Below are 22500 nucleotides of genomic sequence, written 5' to 3'. Positions count from 1 at the left end.
GCGCGCCCGATTTCGTCAGAGCCGACGCTCCAGGAAGTCGCGGATCAGGTTTGCCACACGGGTGAGCTCGCTCTCCAGCAGGAAGTGACCTCCGTCGATGAGGTGAATCTCGGCGTCGACGGCGTCTTTGGCGAACGCCCGCGCGCCGTCAGGACCGAAGAACGGGTCCTTGTCACCCCACACCGCAAGCAGCGGAACCCCGCTCGCCCGCAGATAGTCGTGCAGCGCGGGATAGATTTTCGGGTTGGTGGAGTAGTCGAGAAAGAGTTTCAGCTGGATTCTGTCGTTGCCGGGCCGGGACAGTAGCGCGAAATCGTGGTGCCAGGTGTCGGGACTGACGACGGATGGGTCGGGCACCCCGGCGGTGTACTGCATCCGTGTGGTCTCGAAGGTCAGGATGCCGCGCAGCGCCGCCTCGGTCTCCGGCGTCTGCTCCCGCTGGTAATCCCAGGCCGGCTGCCAGCCCTCGGCGACGAAGCCGTCGTTGTAGCCGTTGCCGTTCTGGGTGATGATCGCCGTGATCGCCGCCGGATCGCGCAACGCGAGCCGCCACCCGACCGGCGCGCCGTAGTCCTGGACGTAGATCGCATAGTGGCGGATGCCGAGCTGCGTCAGCAGGCCGGCGACGGAGTCGGTCAGTGCGTCGAAGGTGTAGTCGAAATCCTCGACCGTCGGCGCATCCGAGTACCCGAAGCCCAGGTAATCGGGCGCGATGACGCGGTAGCGGTCGGCGAGTTCGGGGATCAGGTTGCGGAACATGAAGGAGCTGGTCGGAAACCCGTGGAGCAACACGATGACCGGGGCATCGGGATCACCCGCCTCCCGGTAGAACACCTGATGCCCGTCCACGGTGTCGACCCGGTGGTGCACAACAGTCATAACTAACTTCCAATCGTTGTTTTACTGGTTAGCTCCAGTGAACCGCCGATCGTGTAACCTGTCAATAGACTTTTGGAGGTTAGGAATGGATGTCGGTGTGGCGTCTGCGGATGACGAGGCGTTCCTACTGGACCTGCTGAACACGACGCCGGTGGTCGAGGGCGTCCCCACCGATGTTCTGGCTGACAAAGCAACCGCCGCCGAATGGATGTCGTCGCACGGAGTCGGTGCGACCGACAAGGCTCGGCGAGTGCTGATCGACGCACGCTCAGCCCTGCAGGCCGTGGTGCGCGGCGAGGCGACACCGGATGTCCTGCAGCGCTTCCTCGACGGGGTTCACCTGACCCCGACAGCCACCGACGGTGGGGTCGACTGGACCCTCGACGGCACGGACGGGGCGGCACGTGCCGTGCTGGCCTGGGACGGTCTACGCATCACCAGCCCCGGTCGGCTCCGCCCCTGCGCCAACACCGAATGCCAATTGTTCCTGATCGATCGCAGCAAGCCGAACAACGCGCGCTGGTGTTCGATGGCGATCTGCGGCAACAGGATGAAAGCCCGCCGCCACTATCAGCGTTCGCGCGGTTAGGTTTTCACCACCGCTGCGCCGTCGTCCTCCGTGTTCTCGTCCTCCGTGTTCTCGTCCTCAGCGGCTTCCGGCGGCGGGTCTTCACCGGCCGCGCGACCCACCTGCTCGCCGTAGTACCGGATCATCACCGCCGCTGCGGCCGCGACCGGGACGGCCAGGAACGCGCCGATGACGCCGAACGTCGACGCACCCAAGGTCACCGCGAGCAGCACGATCACCGCGTGCAGCTTCATCGACTTGGACTGCAGCCACGGCTGCAGCACATTTCCCTCCAACTGCTGCACCGCCACGATGATGCCCAGCACGATCAACGCGTCGACCGGACCGTTGGACACCAGCGCGATCAGCACCGCGAGACCGCCTGCGACGAACGCGCCGACGATCGGGATGAAACCGCCGATGAACGTGATGATCGCCAACGCGTAGGCCAACGGCACCCCCAGCACGACAAGCCCGATGCCGATCAGTACCGCGTCGACGAAGCTGACGAGTGCCTGGGTCCGGATGAATCCGCCGAGCGTCGTCCAGACACGGTCGAGGACCTCGGCCAGGTGGGGCGCCGCCGGTTGGCCGACGGTGCGACGCAACCAGGGAATGAATCCCGGGCCGTCTTTGAGAAAGAAGAACGTCACGACGATCGCGGCGAACAGGGTGACCAGCGCCGACGTGGCGGCCCCCACACCGGTGAACACACCCGACGCGATCTGGGCACTGCTGGAGTTCAACCGATCGGTGATCGCGGCGACTCCGGAATTCAGTTGCGCCTCACTGATGTTGAGTGGCGGGCCGCCGAGCCAGTCCCGTACCTGGACGATACCGGCGGAGGCCTGTTCGGCGAGTTCCTGCGACTGCTCGACGATCGCCGGCGCCACCGCGGCGACCACGCCGGCGAGGACGCCGACGGCCAGCAGCAGCACCACCAGAACCGCTGCCGCGGGCGGCACCCCCTTGTTCCGCAGCCACCGCACCGGCGGCCACAGCACCGTGCACGCGATCAGCGCGAGCACGACCGGCAGGACGATCACCCACGCCTTGCCGACCACCCACGCCAACCCCCACAGCATCGCGGCGACGGCGACGAGCTGCACCGCCACCGTCGCGGTCGAGCGAAGGTGGCCGGCGTAGATCGTCCCGCGACCGGGTTGCGTCGTCGTCTTCTCCTGCACTCCCCCTTGTTACCCGCAGTCGGCGGATTCAACGTGCCGAATCGTCACGTTTCGGGCCCGTGTTTCGTCTGGAGAGTATGACCACGACACGAATCGACCCGGTATCCCCGCAGCGCGCATCGCTGATGACCCGCCTGATGTGGCGCTACGCCAAGCGGCGCTTCGGCGAAGTGCCCGAACCGTTCGCGATCTACGCGCACCACCCCGGTGTGATGATGGCGGGCGCGTTGCACGAGGGGATGCTGGAGCGGGCGTCGACCACGCTGCCGGCGAATGTCCGCGAGCTCGCGGTGTACTGGACGGCCCGTCAGATCGGCTGCTCCTGGTGTGTCGACTTCGGTGCGATGCTGATGCGCCTCGACGGCCTGGATCTGTTGCGGCTCAAGGACATCGACGACTACGCGACGTCGCCGAGCTTCTCCGACGACGAACGGGCCGCGATCGCCTACGCGGCGGCGATGACGACCGACCCGCACACCGTCACCGACGAGCAGGTCGAGGACCTGCGGGAACGCTTCGGCGACAAGGGTGTGATGGAGCTGACCTATCAGGTCGGCGTGGAGAACATGCGGGCGCGCATGAACGCCGCACTGGGCATCACCGAGCAGGGCTTCAGCTCTGGCGACGCGTGCCGGGTGCCCTGGACGCAGTGATCAGCCGCGGTGACGGGCTACTTCAGCGGTGACGCCGTGAACTTGTCCGGGTTCGCGACGTCGTAGATCGCGACCACCAACCCGTCGCGCACACTCAGCGCCTGTATGCGCGGGGAGATGCGTGGTCCGTCGTCCGTCGCGTCGGCGCCCCGCGAGTACACCCCGAGTTCGCCGTTGACCAGGCCGAGCTCGCTTCCGGCCAGCAGGCGCTGCGGACCGTACTTGGCGCCCAGACCGAGCAGGAAGCGCGCCACCTTGTCCGGACCGTGGATGACACGCGCGGCGGTCGGCGCGCGCCGGTTCGCGTCTCCGGTGAACGTGACGTCCGGGTGCAACAGCGACACCACCGCTTCCAGATCGCCGGAGGCCATGGCCACCAACAGTTTTCCGACCACCTCGGCATGGTCGGCTGCCGGCGGCGGCGCGGCCGACACCGTGCGACGTGCCCGGGAGGCCAACTGGCGGGCTGATTCCGTCGAGGACCCGAGCACGTCTGCGATATCCGAGAACGGCACCCCGAAACCGTCGTGCAGTACGAAGGAGACCCGCTGATCGGGAGTCAGGTTCTCCAGCACGACCATCGCCGCGAATCGGGCGTCCTCACCGGCCACCAGCGCGGCGAGGGGGTCGTCGCCGTCGAACCCCGTCACCACCGGCTCGGGTAGCCATTCGCCGACGTACGTCTCCCGCCGGTGCGCAGCCGACCGCAGCTTGTCGAGCGCAAGCCGGCTCACCACCGTCGTCAACCACGCTTTGAGGTCGTGGACGGCGTCGCCGCGGTGGGCGTTCCAGCGCAACCACGCGTCCTGCACGATGTCCTCGGCGTCGGCCACCGTCCCGGTGAGCCGGTAGGCCACCGACAGCAGATGCGGACGCATCTGTTCGAAATCCCCGACGCGCGCGCTCGCGGTCATGCCCCGAGTCTAGAACCGTCCATGCAGCGCAGGTCGAGCCGGATTCCGTCGCAGAATCCGCGCTACTCCACGAATTCCGCTGAAAGGCGCTGAGCACACCACCCGAACCGTATATTGCGGCCATGGCTATCACCGAGGATCCGGCGACTCCCGCGGTCGGCGGTAAAGGGCTTCAGGCCGGGGCCCTCGGCCTGGTCGGCAACGTCGTCATCGGCCTCGGCGCGGTGGCTCCCGCGTACAGCCTCGCAGCGACGCTGGGCTACGTCGTGCTCGCCGTCGGCGACAAAGCGCCGTCGATGTTCGTGCTGGCGTTCATCCCGATGCTGCTCGTCGCGTTCGCCTACAAGGAGCTGTCGCAGGACACCCCGGACTGCGGTACCACGTTCACGTGGGCGACCAAGGCGTTCGGTCCGTGGATCGGCTGGATCGGCGGCTGGGGGCTGGCCGTGTCGGCGATCATCGTGCTGGCCAACGTCTCTGAGATCGCGGCCATCTACCTCTACAACTTCCTCGGCCTCACCGCCCTGGCGGAGAGTGTGCCGGCGACGGTGGCTCTCGGCTGCTTCTTCATCATCGCGATGACGCTGGTGTCCGCGCGCGGCATCGTCGTGAGCGAGCGGGTGCAGAACGTGTTGATCGCGATCCAGTTCGGCGTGCTGATCACCGTCAGCGTCATCGCGCTGGTCCGCGTGTTCAGCGGCACGGCCGGCGCGCAGGCCGTCATGCCGGAGTTCTCGTGGCTGTGGCCGAGCGGACTGGACGTGTCGTCGATCGCCGCGGCGGTGATCCTGTGCATCTTCATCTACTGGGGCTGGGACGCCTGCTTGGCCGTCGGTGAGGAGACGAAGGATCCGGGCAAGACGCCCGGCATCGCGGCGTTGATCACGACGGTGATCCTGGTCTGCACGTATGTGTTGGTCGCGTATGCGTTGCAGTCGTTCGCCGGCTTCGGCTATGTGGGCATCGGGTTGAACAACGCGAACAACACCGACGACGTCCTGACCGTGCTCGGGGAGCCCGTGGCGGGCGCCATCGCCGCGTCGGCGCTGCTGCTGACCGTGTCGGTGTCGGCGCTGTCGTCGACCCAGACGACGATCCTGCCGACGGCCCGCGGGACGCTGTCGATGGCGGTCTACGAGGCGATCCCGCGGCGGTTCGCGAGCGTGCATCCGCGTTATATGACACCGGCGTTCGGCACCATCGTGATGGGCATATCGGCGCTGTGCTTCTACCTGGTGCTCAAGACGCTGTCGGAGAACGCGTTGCTCGACTCGGTGGCGTCACTGGGTCTGGCGGTGGCGTTCTATTACGGCATCACCGCGTTCGCCTGCGTGTGGTACTTCCGCCGGACGCTGTTCTCCTCGGCACGAAACCTGTTCTTCCGCGGTGTGTTTCCACTCCTCGGTGGACTGTCGATGCTGGCCGCGTTCGGGATCAGCGCCAAGGACATGATCCAGCCCGACTACGGATACACGGCGTTCGGGCCCATCGGCGGCGTGTTCGTGCTGGGCGTCGGGATGCTCGTACTCGGCATTCCGCTGATGCTGGCGTGCTTCGCGTTCGGCACCAAGCGGTTCTTCCGCGGCGAGACGCTGAATGCCCGCACCGAAGTCAAGGTTCCGGACACCTTCTGAACGAGAGGTCCTGCAATGCATTTGACCGTCGGCTACCTTGCGACACCGACCGGCGACGATGGGATCGCCCTGGCGAGCGCGCTCGCCAAGACCTTCAACGCGACGGTGGACGTGGTGATCGTCGTCCGCGCGGAACTGCCCGACGGACATCCGGGCCGCGCCGAGTACCAACAGATGCTGATCCGGCGCGGCGAGGAGTGGGTCGCCCAGGCGGTCGCGGCACTGGCGGCCGACGGGGTGGCCGCGGGGTCGGCCGTGATCGTCGGCGAGTCGTTCGCCCAGACGCTCGTCGAGTTCGCCGAGGGCAAGGCGTCGGATCTGATCGTGGTCGGCGGTGCGCGCGACGGGTTCTTCGGACGGCACACTATCGGTCCGGTAACCGGTGCGCTGCTGCATATTTCGCCGATTCCGGTGGCGTTGGCGCCGCGCGGATATGCCGAGGATCCCGACGACACGATCGAGGCGTTGACGGCCGCGGTGCCCACACGCCCTGGGGACGACAATCCGCTGCCGTTCACGATTCGGCTGGCGGCGTTGGCGCAGTTGCGGATTCGGATGTTGTCGTTGGTGTCGGCGGAGAATCTGGCCGAGGCCGGCAGCGCCCGTGAGGTCAGGGCACTGCAGCGTGCCGCCGCCGAGGAGAACCTCGCCGTCGCCGCGCGGGAACTGCCCGAGGCGCCCGACATCGAGTCGCTGGTCGCTGACGGGATGACGCTGGAGTCCGCGCTGAAGAAACTGAAGTGGGACGACGGGGACCTGTTGGTGGTCGGGTCGTCGCGCTTCGCCGCGCCGAAGCGGATCTTCCTCGGGTCGACGGCCTCGCGAATTCTGGCGGGGGTGGATGTACCGGTGATTGTGGTGCCACGGGAGGGGTAGCCGTTGTTTGCTATAGCAATCAATCCTGCCCTGCAGGGCGTCGTCCGAACGTCTGAATATTCTCAGCCTGTTCGCATCATCACAGGCCCAAGCGTTTCCTTAATTAACTACTTCGTAATTTAGCGTCGGTTTTGGCGCGCGCTTTCACATTGCTGAATGCTACTGTCTGCGCTCAGTTGACCACAGTGGGTCACACGTCACCGGGGGGCCGGCAGTGGGCTATTCGAAGTACGTCGGGCGGGTCGGAGCATTGGCGCTCGCGTTGGGCATCGGTACGGCGGTGGCCACGCCCGCGTGGGCGGAAGCGCCCAGCGGCAATGAGTCGGCATCCTCGGCAAGCGAGTCTTCGCAGAAGCCGTCCTCTCGACGTACCTCGCCTGCGGTGTCCGGCGAGGCCGCCAGCAGCGGAGATTCGACGGGCACGTCCGACTCCGACGGCAGCACCACCCCCGCCGACGGTAAACGCGACGACGACGCCATTGAGGACGAGTCCGACGTCGAGATCGCCCCCGAGACCGACGCAGTTGAGGACACACCACCGCTTGTCGACGAGGGCGTCGAGGAGTCCGACGCCGATGACGGTTACTCCGCTTCCGTTGCGCCCGAGGTGGACTTGCCTTCCGCGACGGTCCAGTCCGACGACAACAGGACGTCCGCATCCGAATCGCCCGTCGGCGAAACCCCGGCGTCCACCGCGCCGGATCAGGACCCCGAGCCTTCCAGCGCCGAGATCACCGACGCACCAGCGCCACCCAGCTACGCGTCGGCCGTAACCGCGCCCCCCGTCGAACCTGCCCCAGCACCACTGGTCCGTCAGCCCCGGGGCCCGATCGGGGTCATCCTCGGCGGACCGGCGGCAATGCTCGACATCGCCGCCAAAGCACTACACATGCTGTTCAACCCCAGCCCCACCGTGCCCGGCGACCCGCCGCTGCTTCTGGGCGTGCTGGCATTCGTACGCCGCGAGATTCAGCGAACCTTCTTCAACAGCTCCCCCACCGCCGTCGCCGACTCGACCAGCACCTCCGAGGGCCTTCCGACACGAATTTCAGTGCTGGACAACGACACCGATCCCGATATCGGTGATGTCCTGACCGTCACCGACTTCACCCAGGCCGCCAACGGAGTCGTCGAACTTAACGCCGACGGCAGCTTCACCTATACCCCCACCGCCGGATTCAGCGGCACCGACACCTTCTCCTACACCATCTCCGACGAAGCCAGTGCCTGGCACACTCACGGGTTATTCAGCAGTTCGCGCAGCCACAAATCGACCGCGACCGTCACGATCACCGTTACCGCAGCGCCTACAGCTATCAACGATTCTGCAACCGTCGTCGAGGACTCCACTGCCAACGTCATCGATGTGCTGGGCAATGACAGCGACAGCGATGGCGACGCACTGACCGTCACCGGTGTCGGCGAAGCCACCCACGGCGGCGCCGTCACCGTCAATCCAGACGGTGTCATCATCTACACACCGACGGCGGATTTCAACGGCGACGACACCTTCACCTACACCGTCTCCGACGGTACCCAAACCGCGACGGCGACGGTGACCGTGACCGTAACGCCTGTCAACGATACGCCGGTGGCCGGGGATGACACGGCGACTGTCGCAGAGAATTCTGTCGGTACCAGTATCGCAGTGTTGGCCAACGACACCGATATTGACTCCGGTGATTCACTGAGCGTGACTGCAGTCGGAATCCCCAGCGGCGGTGGCGCAGCGGCCATCAATGCCGACGGGACAATCTCTTACACGCCGGTGACCGGTTACTTCGGAACCGAGAGCTTCACCTACACCGTGTCCGACGGAACCGAGTCGGCCACCGGCACCGTTACGGTCACGATCACGCAGGTCAACGATGCCCCGGTTGCGGTCGACGACACCGTAGAAATGTCCGTCGGGGAAACCTCGGTGTCCGTGATCGTAGTCGCCAATGACACCGATCCGGATGGCGATACCTTGACCGTCACCGGAGTCACCGCACCGATCAACGGAGCGGCGTCATTCTCCGGCGGAACGGTTACCTACACCCCCACCGAAGGTTTCGCAGGAACTGAGACCCTTACCTACACAGTCAGTGACGGATCGCTAACGGACACCGCCACGCTTTCAATCAGCGTTCCAATCAGCGTCGCGCCGCTATTCGCCGAACCTTCCGTCGTAGACCTGTCAGTACAGAGCAACGGGGTGACTACCGGCCGATTCGTCGCGACGGACCCACAGGGAGATTCGGTGATGTACGGGCTGGCGGCAACGCTGGATCCGGTGTACGCGACCCTCGTGTTGAATGCAGAAACAGGTGAGTTCGTCTTCTCACCAACCGAACTCGCCCGGTTCAATGCCGCAGTGACCGAATCTGGCGCCGGCATCACATTCACGGTTACGGCCTCCGATGGCGAGCACACCACCAGTCTCAGACACACCTTGGCGGTCGTCCCGTTGCACCCCGACGACGACGGCATCCTGGATCTCGACGAACTAGACACCCTGGCGGCGCTCGGCGTGGTGGGGGTCTCGGAGAACGAGGACGGGACGATAATCGCCGTCGTCGGCGAATTCACTGACGACGACGTGCACAACGTCGACGACGCCCTGGCAGCGCTGAACAGAATCGCGGCTGTTCTAGGAGCTGGATACGGCTTGCAGGGAGAAATCGTTGAACAGTCCACTGAGTTTGGCGCCGGATCTGGCGGCGTATCAGAGAATGTCTACCGGCTTTTTCAAAGAATCAACGGGATTCGCGTTCTGGGCAGCGAGGTGATCCTAACTACCCTTGTGGACGGCACCGCGACCGGAGCATACAGCGGCATCAACCCGGCTATCTACCAGGTTAACCCGGATTTTTCGTGGAATGTTGACTGTGGGGGTGTGTAGATAAGCGAAAGTGCCTGTCCTGCAAGGAATAATTGGACTTCTCTACGGTTCAAAAACCCTGACGGGAAGGCACTTCGCAGGTGAAGAATATCGCGGCGGCATCGCCGGTGAAAGTTTCCGCCGACGGCCATGGCGTTGTGTCGCATGCCGGGATGGGCATGCTGCGTGAGCTTGCCGACCGGACCGGCTTATCGGCGCAGGTCACGGCCGCGTTGGCCGACACCTACCGCGGCCCGTGGGTGTATGCGCCTGGGGAGGTGTTCGCTGATCTGGCGGCCGCGGTCGCCGACGGCGCGGACTGCATCGACGCGGTCGGTCAGCTGTGCGGTGACCGGGAGCACGTCCTGGGGGCCAAGGCCTCAACGACCACCATGTGGCGGCTGATCGATGAGCGGATCGATGCCGCGCATCTACCCGGGGTGCGCGCAGCCCGAGCCGCGGCGCGGGCAGCGGCCTGGGCTGTCGGAGCCGCCCCCACCACCGGCGGCTGGCTGCATATCGACATCGATGCCACGCTGGTGATCGATCACTCCGACAACAAGGCCGGGGCTGCGCCGACCTGGAAGAAAACGTTCGGGCTGCACCCGCTGCTGGCGTTTCTGGACCGCCCCGACATCGCCGGCGGCGAAGCCCTGGCCGGGTTGCTGCGCAACGGTAACGCCGGCTCCAACACCGCCTCCGACCACATCATCGTCCTGCACCAGGCTTTGGCATCGCTGCCAGCGGCGTGGCGGCCCAACCCCGACGATCCCGACAACCCCGAGGCCCCGAAGGTGTTGGTGCGCTGCGATACCGCCGGATCCACCCACAAATTCGCCGCAGCGTGCCGGGCCGCCGGGGCCGGGTTCTCCTTCGGGTACCCCGTCGATACCCGCGTCCAGGACGCCGTGGACACCCTCAACCTCGGCGATTGCTGGTATCCAGCGATCGACACCGACGGCGGGATCCGCGACGGCGCGTGGGTCGCTGAAGCCACCGACCTGGTCAACCTGGCCTCCTGGCCCGAAGGGACCCGGCTGATCCTGCGTAAAGAACGCCCCCACCCCGGCGCGCAGTTGCGGTTCACCGACGCCGACGGCATGCGGGTCACCGCGTTCATCACCGACACACCACCGGGTGTCGTACCCGGTCAGGTCGCCGGTCTGGAACTACGGCACCGCCAGCACGCCCGCGTCGAGGACCGTATCCGCGAACTCAAAGCCACCGGGCTGCGTAACCTGCCCTGCCACTCCTTCTGGGCCAATGCTGCCTGGCTCGAAATCGTCCTGGCCGCCGCTGACCTGGTCACCTGGACCCGCCTCATCGGGTTCGCCAGCGATCGCGCTCTGGCCCGCGTCGAGATCACCACGTTCCGCTACCGGGTCCTGCACGTGGCCGCCCGTATCACCCGCGGCGCCCGCCAACTGCGGCTACGCATCGATGCCACCTGGCGCTGGGCGGCGGCGATCGCCGCCGCCTGGCACCGCGTCCGCACCGCCTTCGGATAACACCCCACCCCATCGGACCCATCAACGATGAAGGACCCACAGGCCCCAGGAAAGCCCGCCCCACCCGGCGACACGGGACAGCACCTCTACGCCACCACACGAAAACCACTACCCAACAACACAACTCGGCATCACACCGAACCCACACCAATTACCACGCAAAATCCGGGTTAATACGACAGCAGCCTCATCGGTGGACGAGACTTCTGAAGTGACTGCGGCAGCCAGCGAAATACTTGTGGACAGCTTTTCCGAGGCCCTCGATGATGATGAACTCGCCGCATTTCTTGCTAGCTTGAGCTTCGACCACGAGTTGGTGATCTACGGTCGAGATCCGGCCGTGCCGCCGGCGCTCGCGTGGCTGGTCAATGTTCACACCGCGTCGGACGCGACGACGCCATCAGACCCTGACATACCTTTCGTCAGTTCCACGTTCTATGTCTACGCCAACGGCGCGAATGCGGGCATGCTCCTCGCTTCCGATGACGCAGTGCTGAACGCCGCGGCATCAACCACGACGAGCGAGCTGGGACTGGCTCCGGGGTGCAGTCCCCGTACCTGCACTATCACTTATCAGCAGGACGGCGGCGTATCGAGAATGATCGACGTCTCTCGCAACATCACTATTCATCGTGCAAGAGCAATCGAGGCAACGCGGTCGGACGGCGAACGCGTTGAGTACGGTTTGCTCGGCAACATCGTGGAGAAGTCGTCGTCGGGATGGGATCCGTCGGCGGTGGCGGCGATGCACAATATGGCCAAGGCGTACGAGTATTTCAAGAATCTTGGCTGGGAATTCAACGCCGAGTATCCCGGGTACGGAATCCAGGTGGGCCTCATCGATGAGATATATGGGGTAGCACAATGGAACAACGGAGCGCGTACGACTCTTGCCTACGTTGGCGAAGACGGGAGCGTGGGCATTCCCGAGTTCGCTGGCTCGAACTTCGTTTTCGGCGAAGACAGCGAAGCGGCGCTTGACATAGTTGGCCACGAATACACACACGCCGTGATTGGGCCTTGCCCCCATGTAGTGGACACGGGATTTGTGGTTATGCGGCTTCGGGCAGCGTAGCCGGTGTCAGGTTCCTTTCGTAGGTCGCGGGGCTGGAATGACGGCAGTAGGAGTGCCGTCGTGTGGTGTTGTAGCGGGCCAGCCACCGAAAGACCTCACGGCGGCAGATCGCCGCGTCCGGCCAGCAGTTACGGTCTTGCAGAATCTCGCGCTTGAGGGCGGCGTTGAACGATTCGGCCAACGCGTTATCGGCACTTGACCCCACCGCACCCATCGACTGGACGACCCCCAGATCGCGGCAGAGATTCGCGAAATCCCTTGAGGTGTACTGACTTCCATGATCTGCATGGAATATTGCACCAGCCAGTGAACCCCGCAGTGCAGCAGCGGCTTTGAGCGCATCGATGACCAGTTCGGTGCGCATGTGATCGGCGATCGCCCACCCGGCGACCCGCCGTGAACAGCAGTCGATCACGGTGGCCAGGTACAGGTTGGCGCCGGTCGCCAATGGCAAGTAGGTGATGTCGCCGACGTAACGGGTGTTGACCTGCGCGGCGGTGAAATCCCGTTTGAGCAGGTCGGGGACCTTCTGGTTCGCCGGGTCCGCCACGGTCGTCTTGACCCGACGTCGGCGTCGATAACCGGCGATCCCGGCGCCGCGCATCACCCGAGCCACCCGCTTGTGGTTGACCCGCTGCCCCTCGGGCGCACCGTCGTTGAGCTCGGCGGTGATCCGCGGCGCCCCGTAGGTGTTGTCCTCGTCGTGGACGGCGCGGATACGCTCGGCCAGCGCCTCGTCAGCAGCCCGACGGGCCGCTCGTCCGTCAGCACCGGCCAACCACGCGTAGAACGACGAACGCGCAACCTCGACGACTGCGCAGAGCCACTTCACCTCGAAGGCGTGCAGGTGGTCGGCGACAAACTGAAAGCGGCTCACCAGTTCGTCTCCCCGGCGAAATATTTGGCCGCCGACCGCAAGATGTCACGCTCGGTGGACAACCGCGCCTCGGTGGCGCGTAACGCCTTGACCTCACTGCGGAGGCGGGCCAGCTCCTGCTCAGGGCTCTCGGCCCCTGGCACAGGCTCGGCCACTACGACACCGCGGCGGTGCCGAATCGGCACCCCGGCCGACTTGCACCACGCCGAGAGCGTGGCCTCGCTGACACCGAGCTCGGCAGCGATCTGGGCGATCGTCGCGCCCTCGGTGTCCCGGTAGAGCGCGACCGCGTCACGCTTGAACTCATCGGGGTAATTTTTCCTTGCCATCGGGTTGGATCATCTCGCTTCCCCCAGCACATTCCTGGGATTGAGCGTGTCCAACACACGGGGTCAAGTCCCATTCGCTCGATTCTGCGAACCGGTGGGTTCTCAGGCACAGATGGCGACGCGTTGGACGAGGCCTACGGTGACATCCTCGGGAGCCTCCTTGAAAACAAGGATGGCGAGGGCCGCTGGCAGATTGGCGAGGATAGTGCAGTCGGCTCATTGCGCGACATGCGGAGAGTCGATCCCGGTAACGACGGGCATGAGCGAGCGACGATCTTCGATCGTGCAGCGCATCTCATGATGACGGACTCCAGAACCGCAAACGTTTCGAAGGAAACTTGGGCACGAATCTTCTATACGTCGATGAAACGACTCCCCTCGGACGCCACATTCAAACACGCGCGCAACGCGGTAATCGCTTCTGCGCACGTTCAAGGTCTGAACGCTGCTCAGCAGAAAGCGATCGCCGAGGCTTTCGACGAAGTCGGTATCAGCACGTTCCCCCAGGTGAAGATCGTTCTCACCTGGGGAGCAACCCCGAGTGATCTGGACTCGCACTTGACAGGGCCGCCGTCCGTAGAAAATGGGCCACGATTCCATGTGTTCTACGCCCAGCGGAGCTATTTCCAAGATGGATCGTATAGCTCGTCGGATCGACGACTCTCTGCCGACCTCGATTACGATGACACGTCCTCGTACGGTCCAGAGTCGACCACCATCCGCAACCTCGTCGCGGGCGATTACTACTTCTACGTCCACGATTACAGCAACCGCGGATCGAGCAGTTCCAGCGCAATGAGTCAGTCGGGCGCAACGGTGAAGGTGTACAAGCCCAACCAATCCGAGGATCAGGGCCTCCTGGGCTTTCTGTTCGGCTCGATTCTGGGCACCGCGCCAACGACGTTCCAGGCAGACAATGAAAGCAGCGGGACCTTATGGACGGTGTTCAAACTGACGATACCCGCGGATAATCCGAACAATCCAACCATTTCGTCCATCAACCAGTACTCCTTCGAATCGAGTCCGGCTGCTGTTGGGCAGTTGATACTTCCCGAGTTCTGAGGCTGTCTCGAAGCGGCTCCGCCCCGATATCAGAACTGAATGCAGCACAGGCGCCCTACTCGGATCCGTCCGCGAACGTGTACTCACGGTAGTGAAACCCGGTTGACAACTACCGTGAGTACACGCTCGCGGCCCCTACAGCTTGGTGAAAATCGTTCGGTGCCAGTCCTTGTCGACCGCGCCGGTGATGTCGCTCATCACATGCTTGATCGACAGGTATTCCTCGAGCGAGTACTGGCTCATGTCCTTACCGAACCCCGAAGCGCCGAAACCGCCGTGCGGCATCTCGGAGATAATCGGGATGTGGTCGTTGATCCACACACAGCCGGCGTGGATCTCGCGTGAAGCCCGTTGTGCGCGATACACATCCGCGTCCACGCCGACGCCGCCAACTTATACGTCGTCTCGTTGGCCTGCCGGATCGCTTCGTCATCCCGCCACACCTCTGAGGACTGCCACATGCGCGATCAACGTCGGCCGGTAGAACGAGCCCGGCCCCTCCGGCGCGACACCTCCTCGAAGCCCGCCATACCCTTCCTCGGGGTCGACGACTCGCGGATTCTCGCGGTGGATGTACCCGGATAGCGGTGCCGCGTGAGGAGTGGGCTTACCGCAGTTTGAGACGTGGCAACAACCGCGTTCGACGAATCGCGTGAAAACAACTTCCCGAGCACATCGCCCGAGGCCGCCACCCCGATTCTCCCGACCAAATTAGATTCGATCTACTAATCTTTCTGGCGTGCTCGATCACTGGCCCCTGATCGGCAGAGCCAACGAATTGGACGAGGCCGTCAGTCTCATCAGCGCTCGCGCGTACCGGGGAATTACATTGACGGGCAAGCCCGGGGTCGGTAAGTCACGGCTGGCCCGCGAGGTGGTGCAGGCCCTCTCCTGTGACGGCTGGACTGTCCGGCGGGCCTCTGCCACGGCCACGAGTCGCTCGATCCCGCTCGGCGCCTTCGCGCAGTGGGCCGAGGACTTCGAAGGGGCACCGTTGGCGTTGGCGCGCAAGGTCATCGCCTCACTGACCGCCGGCGCCGAGTCCGACCGGTTGCTGGTATTCGTCGACGACGCCCACCTGCTCGACGACCTGTCCGCACTGGTGGTGCACCAGCTCGTCCAGACCGAGCAGGCCACCGCGATCGTGACCATTCGGACCGGCGAGCGAGCACCGGACGCCGTCAGCGCGCTATGGAAGGACGGCCTGCTGCAGCGGCGCGAACTTCAACCGTTGTCCCACCGTCAGACAGACACCCTGCTCGCCGCGGTACTCGGCGCCGCACCAGATCGCCACTGCAGCGACCGGCTCTGGCACCTCACCCACGGCAACGTCCTGTTCATGCGCCAGGTGGTCGAGCAGGAGACGCGGGCGGTCCGCATGATCACTCGCGACGGCGCCGCCCGTTGGCTCGGAAATCTCGCCGTGTCCTCGTCGCTCGCCGAACTCGTCGACTCCCAGATCGGCGCCATCCCCGACAGCGTGCGCGACGTCGTCGATTTCGTCTCCGTGGCCGAACCCCTCGAATGGCACACGCTTCGACTGCTCGCCGATCAGGCCGCCGTCGAGGAAGCCGAACAGCGCGAACTGATCCGCACCACCGACGACGCGGTCTACATCGGTCATCCGATGTACGGAGAGGTTCGTCGCAACCGGTGCGGGCCGTCGCGGCTACGCCGATTACGCGGCCAGATCGCACAGGCCATGAAGGACAGCAGCGGTAGCGCCAACGCCGTGCGGCGAGGACTCCTCTGGTTGGAGTCGGACCTACCGCCCGACCCGGACGTGCTGTTGGCGGCGGCCAATGCGGCGAGTTCACTGCTCGACTTCGACACCGCCGAGCGGCTACTGACTGCGGCCGCCGACGCCGGCGGTGGCGCGAACGCTCGGGTCAACCTGGCCTACAACCTGTTCATGCTGCAGAAGGGTCAGGTCGCCTCGGAGGTGATCGACAGCATTGATGCCGCTGAGACCTCGCGGTCCGCCTTCATCAACGATGTGATCATGCGCGCGGCGAACCTGCTGTGGCCGTTGCGATCTCCCGAGGAGTCCTCGCGGGTCATCGACGAAGCGCTCGTGGATGCTACCGGCGCCCGGCGTCACCAATTATTGGTGTTCCGCGCCAGTCAACTCTCTCTGGCCGCCAGGCCCGTCGATGTCCTGGAAGTCGTGGAAGGCATCGACTATTCCGAACTCGATGCGTTCGGGACGACGGTCGGCTTGTGCGCGGAAACGTTGGCGTTCGCCGAACTCGGGCAGCCCGACAAAGCGGTGTCGAAGGCCATCGAGGGCCTCCGCGTCGCGGAGATCACAGACCAGAACCGATTCCTCCGCCAGCCGTTGGTCGAGTTCCAAACGTTCGCACTCACCGCGGCGGGATTCATCGGCGAAGCCGTCGATGTGGCCGAGGACTACGTCGAGGGTCAGCGAGGCGAGCCCGCGTCGGCCCAAGCTGTGGCGTCAGAGATTCTCGGCATGGCGGCGTTGGCCGCAGGCAATCTCGGTGGAGCCTTAAGACATCTGCCCGCGCAGTTCATGAGTGACGATCCAGATCTCGCGGTGAGCAACAGCTATTGGGTCGCCAGCAGCTTTTACCGGTTCCATCTGCTGCGCGCCCAGGCACTCGCCCGGTCCGGTGCAGTCGATGCGGCCACGGAGGCACTGGAGACGGCACGCGCACATCGGCACCCCTCGTACGTCTATGTCGAGTCGACCGAACCGCTCACTGAGGCCTGGGTGGCGGCAGCGCGCCAGCAGCTCGTCGAGGCGCGTCGACTTGCACGCACTGCGGCGGAAAAGGCCCGTGAGCACGATCAACGGGCCCGCGAAGTGTGGTGTCTGCAGACCGCGGCGCAATTCGACGACACGCACGCCGCGGTGCGGTTGGCAGAGTTGGCGACGTTCGTCAAGGGTCCCAGAGTCGCGGTGGCGGCCCGCTATGCAGCGGCGGTCAGTGCTGACGACGCCGGCGGTCTGCATCAGGCCTCGGTCGACTTCGAAGCCATGGGTGATCTGCTGGCCGCGGCCGACGCGGCGGCGCAGGCGTCAACGTCCTACCATCGCGCCGGCGAGGCCGACCGTGCGATGGCAGCGGCGGCACGGGCCCGTCGCCTCGCCGCGGTCTGCGGCGGCGCCACCAGCCCGGCGCTTGCCGCTGCGGTCTTCGCTCCGCAGTTCACTCGCCGCGAGCGTGAGATTGCGATCCTGGTCGCCCGCGGGCTGTCGAATCGGGACATCGCCCAAGCGCTGTCGCTGTCGGTACGGACCGTCGAGAGCCATATCTACAACGCGAGCAACAAAGCTGGGCTAACGAGCCGTTCGGCGCTCGCCGACGCGATCCGCGACCTCGTCAACTGAATCGCCGCTTCCCAGACGGCAAGAACACCGCGGTGACGGCGTAAACCTCAGTAGTCGCCGAATCTTCCGTCGAAGCCGGCGATTCCAGCCCCATTCTGCTCACCGTGACAGCCGCATCCGCCAACGTGTGATGTTGCACCGCGCCACCCGACGCGCTAGCGCTTGGTGAAAATCGTTCGGTGCCAGTCCTTGTCGACCGCGCTCGTGATATCGCTCATCACATGCTTGATCGACAGGTACTCCTCCAACGAGTACTGGCTCATGTCCTTGCCGAAGCCCGAGGCGCCGAAACCGCCGTGGGGCATCTCAGAGATGATCGGGATGTGGTCGTTGATCCACACACAGCCGGCGTGGATTTCGCGTGAAGCCCGTTGTGCGCGATACACATCCCGCGTCCACGCCGACGCCGCCAAACCGTACTTGGTGTCGTTGGCCTGCCGGATCGCATCGTCGTCGTCGGTGAACGACCGCACCGTCAGCACCGGACCGAAGATCTCATCCCGCCACACCTCTGAGGACTCAGCCACATCCGCGATCAGCGTCGGCCGGTAGAACGACCCCGGCCCGTCCGGCGCGACACCGCCGGTCACGACCCGACCGCCCTCCCCCGGCGCGCGCTCCACCATCCCGGCCACCTTTTCCCGATGTACAGCAGAGATCAGCGGTCCCAGATCGGTGTCCGGATCGGCAGGATCGCCGATCACCACCTTTGACATCACCTCAGCCACACCCGCGACGAAGTCGTCGTACAGACCCTCCGCGACGATCGCGCGCGTCGCCGCCGTGCAGTCCTGCCCGGTGTTGATCAACGCCCCAGCCACGGCCCCCTGGATCGCCGCGTCCAGATCCGCGTCATCGAACACCACGAATGGCGCCTTGCCGCCGAGCTCCAACTGCGTCCGGTGCCCGTGCTCGGCCGCCGCCAGCATCACCCGCCGCCCCACCGGCGTCGACCCCGTGAACGTCACCATGTCCACATCCGCATGCCCGGCCAACGCGGCACCGACGTCCGCGCCCGACCCCGTCACCACATTCAGCACCCCGTCGGGCAGCCCGGCCTCCGACGCCAGCCGCGCCAGCGTCAGCGTCGTCAACGGCGTGATCTCCGCCGGCTTGATCACCACCGAACAACCCGCCGCCAGCGCCGGGATCACCTTCCACACCGCCATCTGCAGCGGATAGTTCCACGGCGTGATCGTCGCAACCACCCCGACCGCCTCACGCCGGATCGACGACGTGTGATCGCCCGAGTACTCCGCCGACGCCTTACCCTCCAGGTGCCGCGCCGCGCCGGCGAAGAAATCGATGTTGTCGACACTGCCCGGGACGTCGAACTCGGTGGCCAGCCGCACCGGCTTACCGGTCTGGCTGACCTCCTCGGCCACCAGGTCCGCTGTCGCGTCGTCGGCCATTTTCGCGAGCTTGGCCAGCACCGCGGACCGCTCGGCCGGGGTCGCGCCCTTCCAGCCGGGCAGCGCCGCCCGTGCCGACGCGACGGCCCGGTCCACATCGCCGGGCTGTGCCAGCGCGAACTCGGCGACGGACTCGCCGGTCGCGGGATTGATCACGGTGTGCTGCGCGCCTCCGGTCTTCACCGGGGCGCCGTCGATCCAGCTGCTTGCGACGGTCATGGGGCCAAACTTATCGCGCCCCGCCCCAGGAAGCTACGTATTACGTCAGCGCGAACCACCCCGAACAAGTGATTTCGCTGTGATGGTTGCCTGCGGCGACGGATTCCGTGCACAATCTCAGGCATGGCCAACCCGGGGTTACCGCATGCCGTCGGTCCCGTCTCCTTCCGTGTCAATGAGTCCCGCCCCGGGGCCGCGTTCCAGCTCGACGAACTGTCCAAAGCGATCATCGAGAAGCTGCAGCAGGACGGCCGCCGCTCCTATGCAGGTATCGGCAAGGCGGTCGGCCTGTCCGAGGCCGCCGTGCGCCAGCGCGTCCAGCGCATGGTCGACGCCGGGGTGATGCAGATCGTCGCCGTCACCGACCCGATGCAGCTCGGGTTCGCCCGCCAGGCGATGATCGGCATCAAGTGCACCGGCGACACCACGAAAGTCGCCCAGAAGCTCGCCGAGCTTCCGTCGGTCGATTACGTCGTGCTGACGGCGGGTTCTTTCGACGCCATCGTCGAGGTCGTCTGCGAGGACGACGACAGCCTGCTCGAACTTCTCAACACCCAGATCCGCGCCCTGCCGGGAGTGATAGCCACCGAAACCCTTGTTTATTTGAAACTTGTTAAGCAGCAATACAATTGGGGTACACGATGACGATCATCTCCGAAACCGAGCAGGCCACCGCGTCCGAGCTGGGCGCCAAGGCCAACCGCCACCTGTGGGGGCACTTCGCCCGCCACGGCGCCGGCATCACGCCGCCCATCATCACCCGCGGTGAAGGTGTGCACATCTTCGACGACAAGGGCAAGCGCTACATCGACGGATTGTCCGGTCTGTTCGTCGTGCAGGTCGGCCACGGACGCAAGGAGCTCGCCGAGGCCGCCGCCAAGCAGGCCGAGCAGCTCGCCTTCTTCCCGCTGTGGTCCTACGCCACCCCGACGGCGGTCGAATTGGCCGAGCGCCTCGCGGGTTACGCGCCCGGTGACCTCAACCGCGTCTTCTTCACCACCGGTGGCGGCGAGGCCGTCGAGAGTGCCTGGAAGCTGGCCAAGCAGTACTTCAAGCTGACCGGCAAGCCCGGCAAGCACAAGGTCGTGTCGCGCTCGATCGCCTACCACGGCACCCCGCAGGGCGCCCTGTCGATCACCGGTATCCCGGCGTTCAAGGCGCCCTTCGAGCCGCTGGTTCCCGGCGGCTTCCGCGTCCCGAACACCAACTTCTACCGGGCACCCGCCGAATACGCCCACGACGAAAAGGCTTTCGGCCGCTACTGCGCCGATCGCATCGCCGAGGCCATCGAGTTCGAGGGACCCGAGACCGTCGCCGCCGTCTTCCTGGAGCCGGTGCAGAACGCCGGCGGCTGCTTCCCGCCGCCGCCCGGATACTTCGAGCGGGTCCGCGAGATCTGCGACGAGTACGACGTACTGCTGGTCTCCGACGAGGTGATCTGCGCCTACGGCCGCATCGGATCGATGTTCGCGTGTGAAGACTTCGGCTACGTCCCCGACATCATCACCTGCGCCAAGGGCCTGACATCGGGCTACTCTCCGATCGGTGCGATGATCGCCAGCGACCGGCTGTTCGAGCCGTTCAACGATGGTTCGACGGTGTTCGGGCACGGCTACACCTTCGGCGGGCACCCGGTGTCCTCGGCCGTCGCGTTGGCCAACCTCGACATCTTCGAACGGGAAGGCCTCAACGAACGGGTCAAGCAGAACGCCCCGGCGTTCCGCGCGACGCTGGAGCAGCTGCTCGAGCTGCCGATCGTCGGCGATGTCCGCGGCGAGGGGTACTTCTACGGCATCGAACTCGTCAAGGACAAGGCCACCAAGGAGACGTTCAGCGACGAGGAATCCGAGCGGCTGCTGCGTGGATTCCTCACTCCTGCACTGTGGGACGCCGGACTGTACTGCCGTGCCGACGACCGGGGTGACCCGGTCGTGCAGCTGGCGCCGCCGCTGATCAGCGGGCAGGCCGAATTCGACGCGATCTACGACATCCTGCGCAGCGTGCTCACCGAGGCGTCCGCGCGGATGTAGGCGCGGTGGCGGGGACTAGCGTCGACACCATGCCCAGGTTCAAACGGCCCATCGATCCGGTGCGGTGGCAGGCGCCGCCGGTTGATCTGCTACCCGAGTTCGGTTCGGCCGCACTGACGTTGACACCGATACCGGGCGGCGAACCCGAGGACGTGGTCGTCGACGCGCGCGGGTATCTGTGGACCGGCGCGCTCGACGGGTCGATCGTGCGGCTGCGGCCCGACGGCACCGCACCGGAGGTCGTCGCGAACACCGGGGGCCGGCCACTGGGACTCGCGTTCGCCCGCGACGGCCGGCTGCTGGTGTGCGACAGTCCGCGCGGGCTGCTCGCGCTCGACGTCGACACCGGTGCGTTCGAGACGTTGGTGACCTCCATCGACGGTCGCCCGCTGCTGTTCTGCTCGAACGTCACCGAAACCAGCGACGGCACAGTGTATTTCACCGAGTCCACCAGCGCGTTCACCATCGACCAGTATCTGGGCGCGATCCTGGAGGCGCGGGGCCGCGGCGCCCTGCACCGCCTGGACCCCGACGGACGCGTCACCACCGTGGTCGACGGTCTGTACTTCGCGAACGGGGTCACACCGACCGTCGACGGGTCGGCGCTGGTGTTCGCCGAGACGCAGGGGCGTCGCCTCTCGAAGTACTGGCTGACCGGTCCGAGCGCCGGTTCGGTCACGCCGTTGGCGGTGAACCTGCCCGCGATGCCCGACAACCTGTCGACGGGTGCCGACGGCCGGATCTGGTGCGCGATGGTCACTCCCGCCAATCCGGTCGCCGACCGGCTCGCCGCCGGGCCACCGGTGCTGCGCAAGCTGGTGTGGCGTCTGCCCGCCCGGCTCCAACCCAAGCCCGAGGCCGTCGCGTGGGCCGTCGCCTTCGACCCGGACAGCGGGGACGCCGTCGCCGGGTTCCGCACGACGCATCCCGAGTTCCGCATGGCGACGGGTCTCGTCGAATCCGGCGGGCGACTGTGGCTCGGCAGCATCGGCGGCCCGTACCTCGCGTCGGTCGATCTGGCGGCGACGGCACCGTAGAATCCGCCGAGATTGCGTCGGC

Annotated in this window: 17 protein-coding genes and 1 pseudogene; 12 read left to right on the top strand and 6 right to left on the bottom strand. The window is 65.6% G+C overall.

The window, feature by feature from the left end; genetic code table 11:
• Positions 1-15 precede the first annotated feature (15 nt).
• Positions 16-879, bottom strand: a complete 864-nt coding sequence (locus tag DYE23_RS06725) for an alpha/beta fold hydrolase (protein ID WP_099962629.1) — start codon at positions 877-879, stop codon at positions 16-18.
• Between the two features lie 85 nt (positions 880-964).
• Here DYE23_RS06725 and DYE23_RS06720 point away from each other — a divergent pair, with 85 nt between their 5' ends.
• On the top strand, positions 965-1468 hold the full coding sequence (locus tag DYE23_RS06720) for a CGNR zinc finger domain-containing protein (RefSeq protein WP_115326822.1): 504 nt from the start codon (positions 965-967) through the stop codon (positions 1466-1468).
• On the opposite strand, the gene DYE23_RS06715 is transcribed toward DYE23_RS06720, so the two are convergent.
• Entirely contained in the window at positions 1465-2634 is a 1170-nt protein-coding gene (locus DYE23_RS06715) for an AI-2E family transporter (RefSeq protein ID WP_013472613.1), read from the bottom strand. The genes DYE23_RS06720 and DYE23_RS06715 overlap by 4 nt on opposite strands.
• A 77-nt stretch (positions 2635-2711) precedes the next feature.
• Here DYE23_RS06715 and DYE23_RS06710 point away from each other — a divergent pair, with 77 nt between their 5' ends.
• Positions 2712-3287: a carboxymuconolactone decarboxylase family protein gene (locus DYE23_RS06710; protein WP_115326821.1), complete on the top strand. Its 576-nt coding sequence runs from the start codon at positions 2712-2714 to the stop codon at positions 3285-3287.
• Between the two features lie 17 nt (positions 3288-3304).
• Here DYE23_RS06710 and DYE23_RS06705 read toward each other — a convergent pair whose 3' ends face one another.
• On the bottom strand, positions 3305-4201 hold the full coding sequence (locus tag DYE23_RS06705) for a sigma-70 family RNA polymerase sigma factor (RefSeq protein ID WP_115326820.1): 897 nt from the start codon (positions 4199-4201) through the stop codon (positions 3305-3307).
• Between the two features lie 122 nt (positions 4202-4323).
• On the opposite strand from DYE23_RS06705, the gene DYE23_RS06700 reads away from it, so the two are divergent.
• From DYE23_RS06700 to DYE23_RS06675, 5 genes are all read left to right on the top strand, one after another.
• Complete coding sequence (locus DYE23_RS06700; protein ID WP_013472616.1) at positions 4324-5835, top strand: APC family permease; 1512 nt, start codon at positions 4324-4326, stop codon at positions 5833-5835.
• A gap of 15 nt (positions 5836-5850) precedes the next feature.
• On the top strand, positions 5851-6711 hold the full coding sequence (locus DYE23_RS06695; RefSeq protein WP_115326819.1) for a universal stress protein: 861 nt from the start codon (positions 5851-5853) through the stop codon (positions 6709-6711).
• Positions 6712-6925: 214 nt separating this feature from the next.
• On the top strand, positions 6926-9595 hold the full coding sequence (locus DYE23_RS06685) for an Ig-like domain-containing protein (protein WP_147292268.1): 2670 nt from the start codon (positions 6926-6928) through the stop codon (positions 9593-9595).
• A gap of 80 nt (positions 9596-9675) precedes the next feature.
• A complete protein-coding gene (locus tag DYE23_RS06680) occupies positions 9676-11082 on the top strand; it encodes an IS1380 family transposase (protein ID WP_016341434.1) in 1407 nt (468 codons plus the stop codon).
• A gap of 193 nt (positions 11083-11275) precedes the next feature.
• The gene (locus tag DYE23_RS06675) at positions 11276-12157 is read left to right on the top strand and encodes a gluzincin family metallopeptidase (protein ID WP_115326816.1); all 882 of its coding nucleotides are present in this window, start codon (positions 11276-11278) and stop codon (positions 12155-12157) included.
• On the opposite strand, the gene DYE23_RS06670 is transcribed toward DYE23_RS06675, so the two are convergent.
• A protein-coding gene (locus DYE23_RS06670; RefSeq protein ID WP_109536170.1) for an IS3 family transposase occupies positions 12135-13363 on the bottom strand; the annotation gives its coding sequence in 2 pieces (ribosomal slippage) (positions 12135-13051 and positions 13051-13363; 1230 coding nt in all). The genes DYE23_RS06675 and DYE23_RS06670 overlap by 23 nt on opposite strands.
• A 123-nt stretch (positions 13364-13486) precedes the next feature.
• On the opposite strand from DYE23_RS06670, the gene DYE23_RS30565 reads away from it, so the two are divergent.
• Positions 13487-14425 carry a M4 family metallopeptidase gene (locus DYE23_RS30565; RefSeq protein ID WP_172527719.1) on the top strand — a complete coding sequence of 313 codons (939 nt, stop codon included), beginning with the start codon at positions 13487-13489 and terminating at the stop codon, positions 14423-14425.
• Positions 14426-14560: 135 nt separating this feature from the next.
• Here DYE23_RS30565 and DYE23_RS06660 read toward each other — a convergent pair.
• A pseudogene (locus DYE23_RS06660) lies at positions 14561-15031 on the bottom strand (aldehyde dehydrogenase family protein); the annotation flags it as partial.
• A 133-nt stretch (positions 15032-15164) separates the two neighbouring features.
• On the opposite strand from DYE23_RS06660, the gene DYE23_RS06655 reads away from it, so the two are divergent.
• Entirely contained in the window at positions 15165-17780 is a 2616-nt protein-coding gene (locus DYE23_RS06655; protein ID WP_115326815.1) for a helix-turn-helix transcriptional regulator, read from the top strand.
• A 155-nt stretch (positions 17781-17935) separates the two neighbouring features.
• Here DYE23_RS06655 and DYE23_RS06650 read toward each other — a convergent pair whose 3' ends face one another.
• Positions 17936-19411 (bottom strand): gamma-aminobutyraldehyde dehydrogenase, encoded by a 1476-nt coding sequence (locus tag DYE23_RS06650; protein WP_115326814.1) that lies wholly within the window; start codon positions 19409-19411, stop codon positions 17936-17938.
• Between the two features lie 123 nt (positions 19412-19534).
• Here DYE23_RS06650 and DYE23_RS06645 point away from each other — a divergent pair, with 123 nt between their 5' ends.
• Genes DYE23_RS06645 through DYE23_RS06635 form a run of 3 tightly spaced genes read left to right on the top strand, consistent with a single transcriptional unit; the run spans position 19535 to position 22478 of the window.
• Positions 19535-20056, top strand: coding sequence for an Lrp/AsnC family transcriptional regulator (locus DYE23_RS06645; RefSeq protein WP_011895692.1), 522 nt, complete (start codon positions 19535-19537; stop codon positions 20054-20056).
• Positions 20053-21441: an aspartate aminotransferase family protein gene (locus DYE23_RS06640; RefSeq protein ID WP_115326813.1), complete on the top strand. Its 1389-nt coding sequence runs from the start codon at positions 20053-20055 to the stop codon at positions 21439-21441. The genes DYE23_RS06645 and DYE23_RS06640 overlap by 4 nt, the downstream gene beginning before the upstream one ends.
• A gap of 29 nt (positions 21442-21470) precedes the next feature.
• The gene (locus DYE23_RS06635) at positions 21471-22478 is read left to right on the top strand and encodes an SMP-30/gluconolactonase/LRE family protein (protein ID WP_115326812.1); all 1008 of its coding nucleotides are present in this window, start codon (positions 21471-21473) and stop codon (positions 22476-22478) included.
• Positions 22479-22500: the final 22 nt, after the last annotated feature.

Origin of the sequence: Mycolicibacterium gilvum (genome assembly GCF_900454025.1) — a bacterium.
Taxonomy (GTDB): Bacteria; Actinomycetota; Actinomycetes; order Mycobacteriales; family Mycobacteriaceae; genus Mycobacterium; species Mycobacterium gilvum.
This window is presented reverse-complemented; position numbering and strand designations above follow the sequence as displayed.

Excerpts from the sequence above, each read along its gene's own strand:
- DYE23_RS06635 (WP_115326812.1), top strand. The coding sequence starts at position 21,471 with ATGCCCAGGTTCAAACGGCCCATCGATCCGGTGCGGTGGCAGGCGCCG.
- DYE23_RS06640 (WP_115326813.1), top strand. The coding sequence starts at position 20,053 with ATGACGATCATCTCCGAAACCGAGCAGGCCACCGCGTCCGAGCTGGGC.
- DYE23_RS06720 (WP_115326822.1), top strand. The coding sequence starts at position 965 with ATGGATGTCGGTGTGGCGTCTGCGGATGACGAGGCGTTCCTACTGGAC.
- DYE23_RS06725 (WP_099962629.1), bottom strand. The coding sequence starts at position 879 with ATGACTGTTGTGCACCACCGGGTCGACACCGTGGACGGGCATCAGGTG.
- DYE23_RS06710 (WP_115326821.1), top strand. The coding sequence starts at position 2,712 with ATGACCACGACACGAATCGACCCGGTATCCCCGCAGCGCGCATCGCTG.
- DYE23_RS06650 (WP_115326814.1), bottom strand. The coding sequence starts at position 19,411 with ATGACCGTCGCAAGCAGCTGGATCGACGGCGCCCCGGTGAAGACCGGA.
- DYE23_RS06700 (WP_013472616.1), top strand. The coding sequence starts at position 4,324 with ATGGCTATCACCGAGGATCCGGCGACTCCCGCGGTCGGCGGTAAAGGG.
- DYE23_RS06705 (WP_115326820.1), bottom strand. The coding sequence starts at position 4,201 with ATGACCGCGAGCGCGCGCGTCGGGGATTTCGAACAGATGCGTCCGCAT.
- DYE23_RS06695 (WP_115326819.1), top strand. The coding sequence starts at position 5,851 with ATGCATTTGACCGTCGGCTACCTTGCGACACCGACCGGCGACGATGGG.
- DYE23_RS06645 (WP_011895692.1), top strand. The coding sequence starts at position 19,535 with ATGGCCAACCCGGGGTTACCGCATGCCGTCGGTCCCGTCTCCTTCCGT.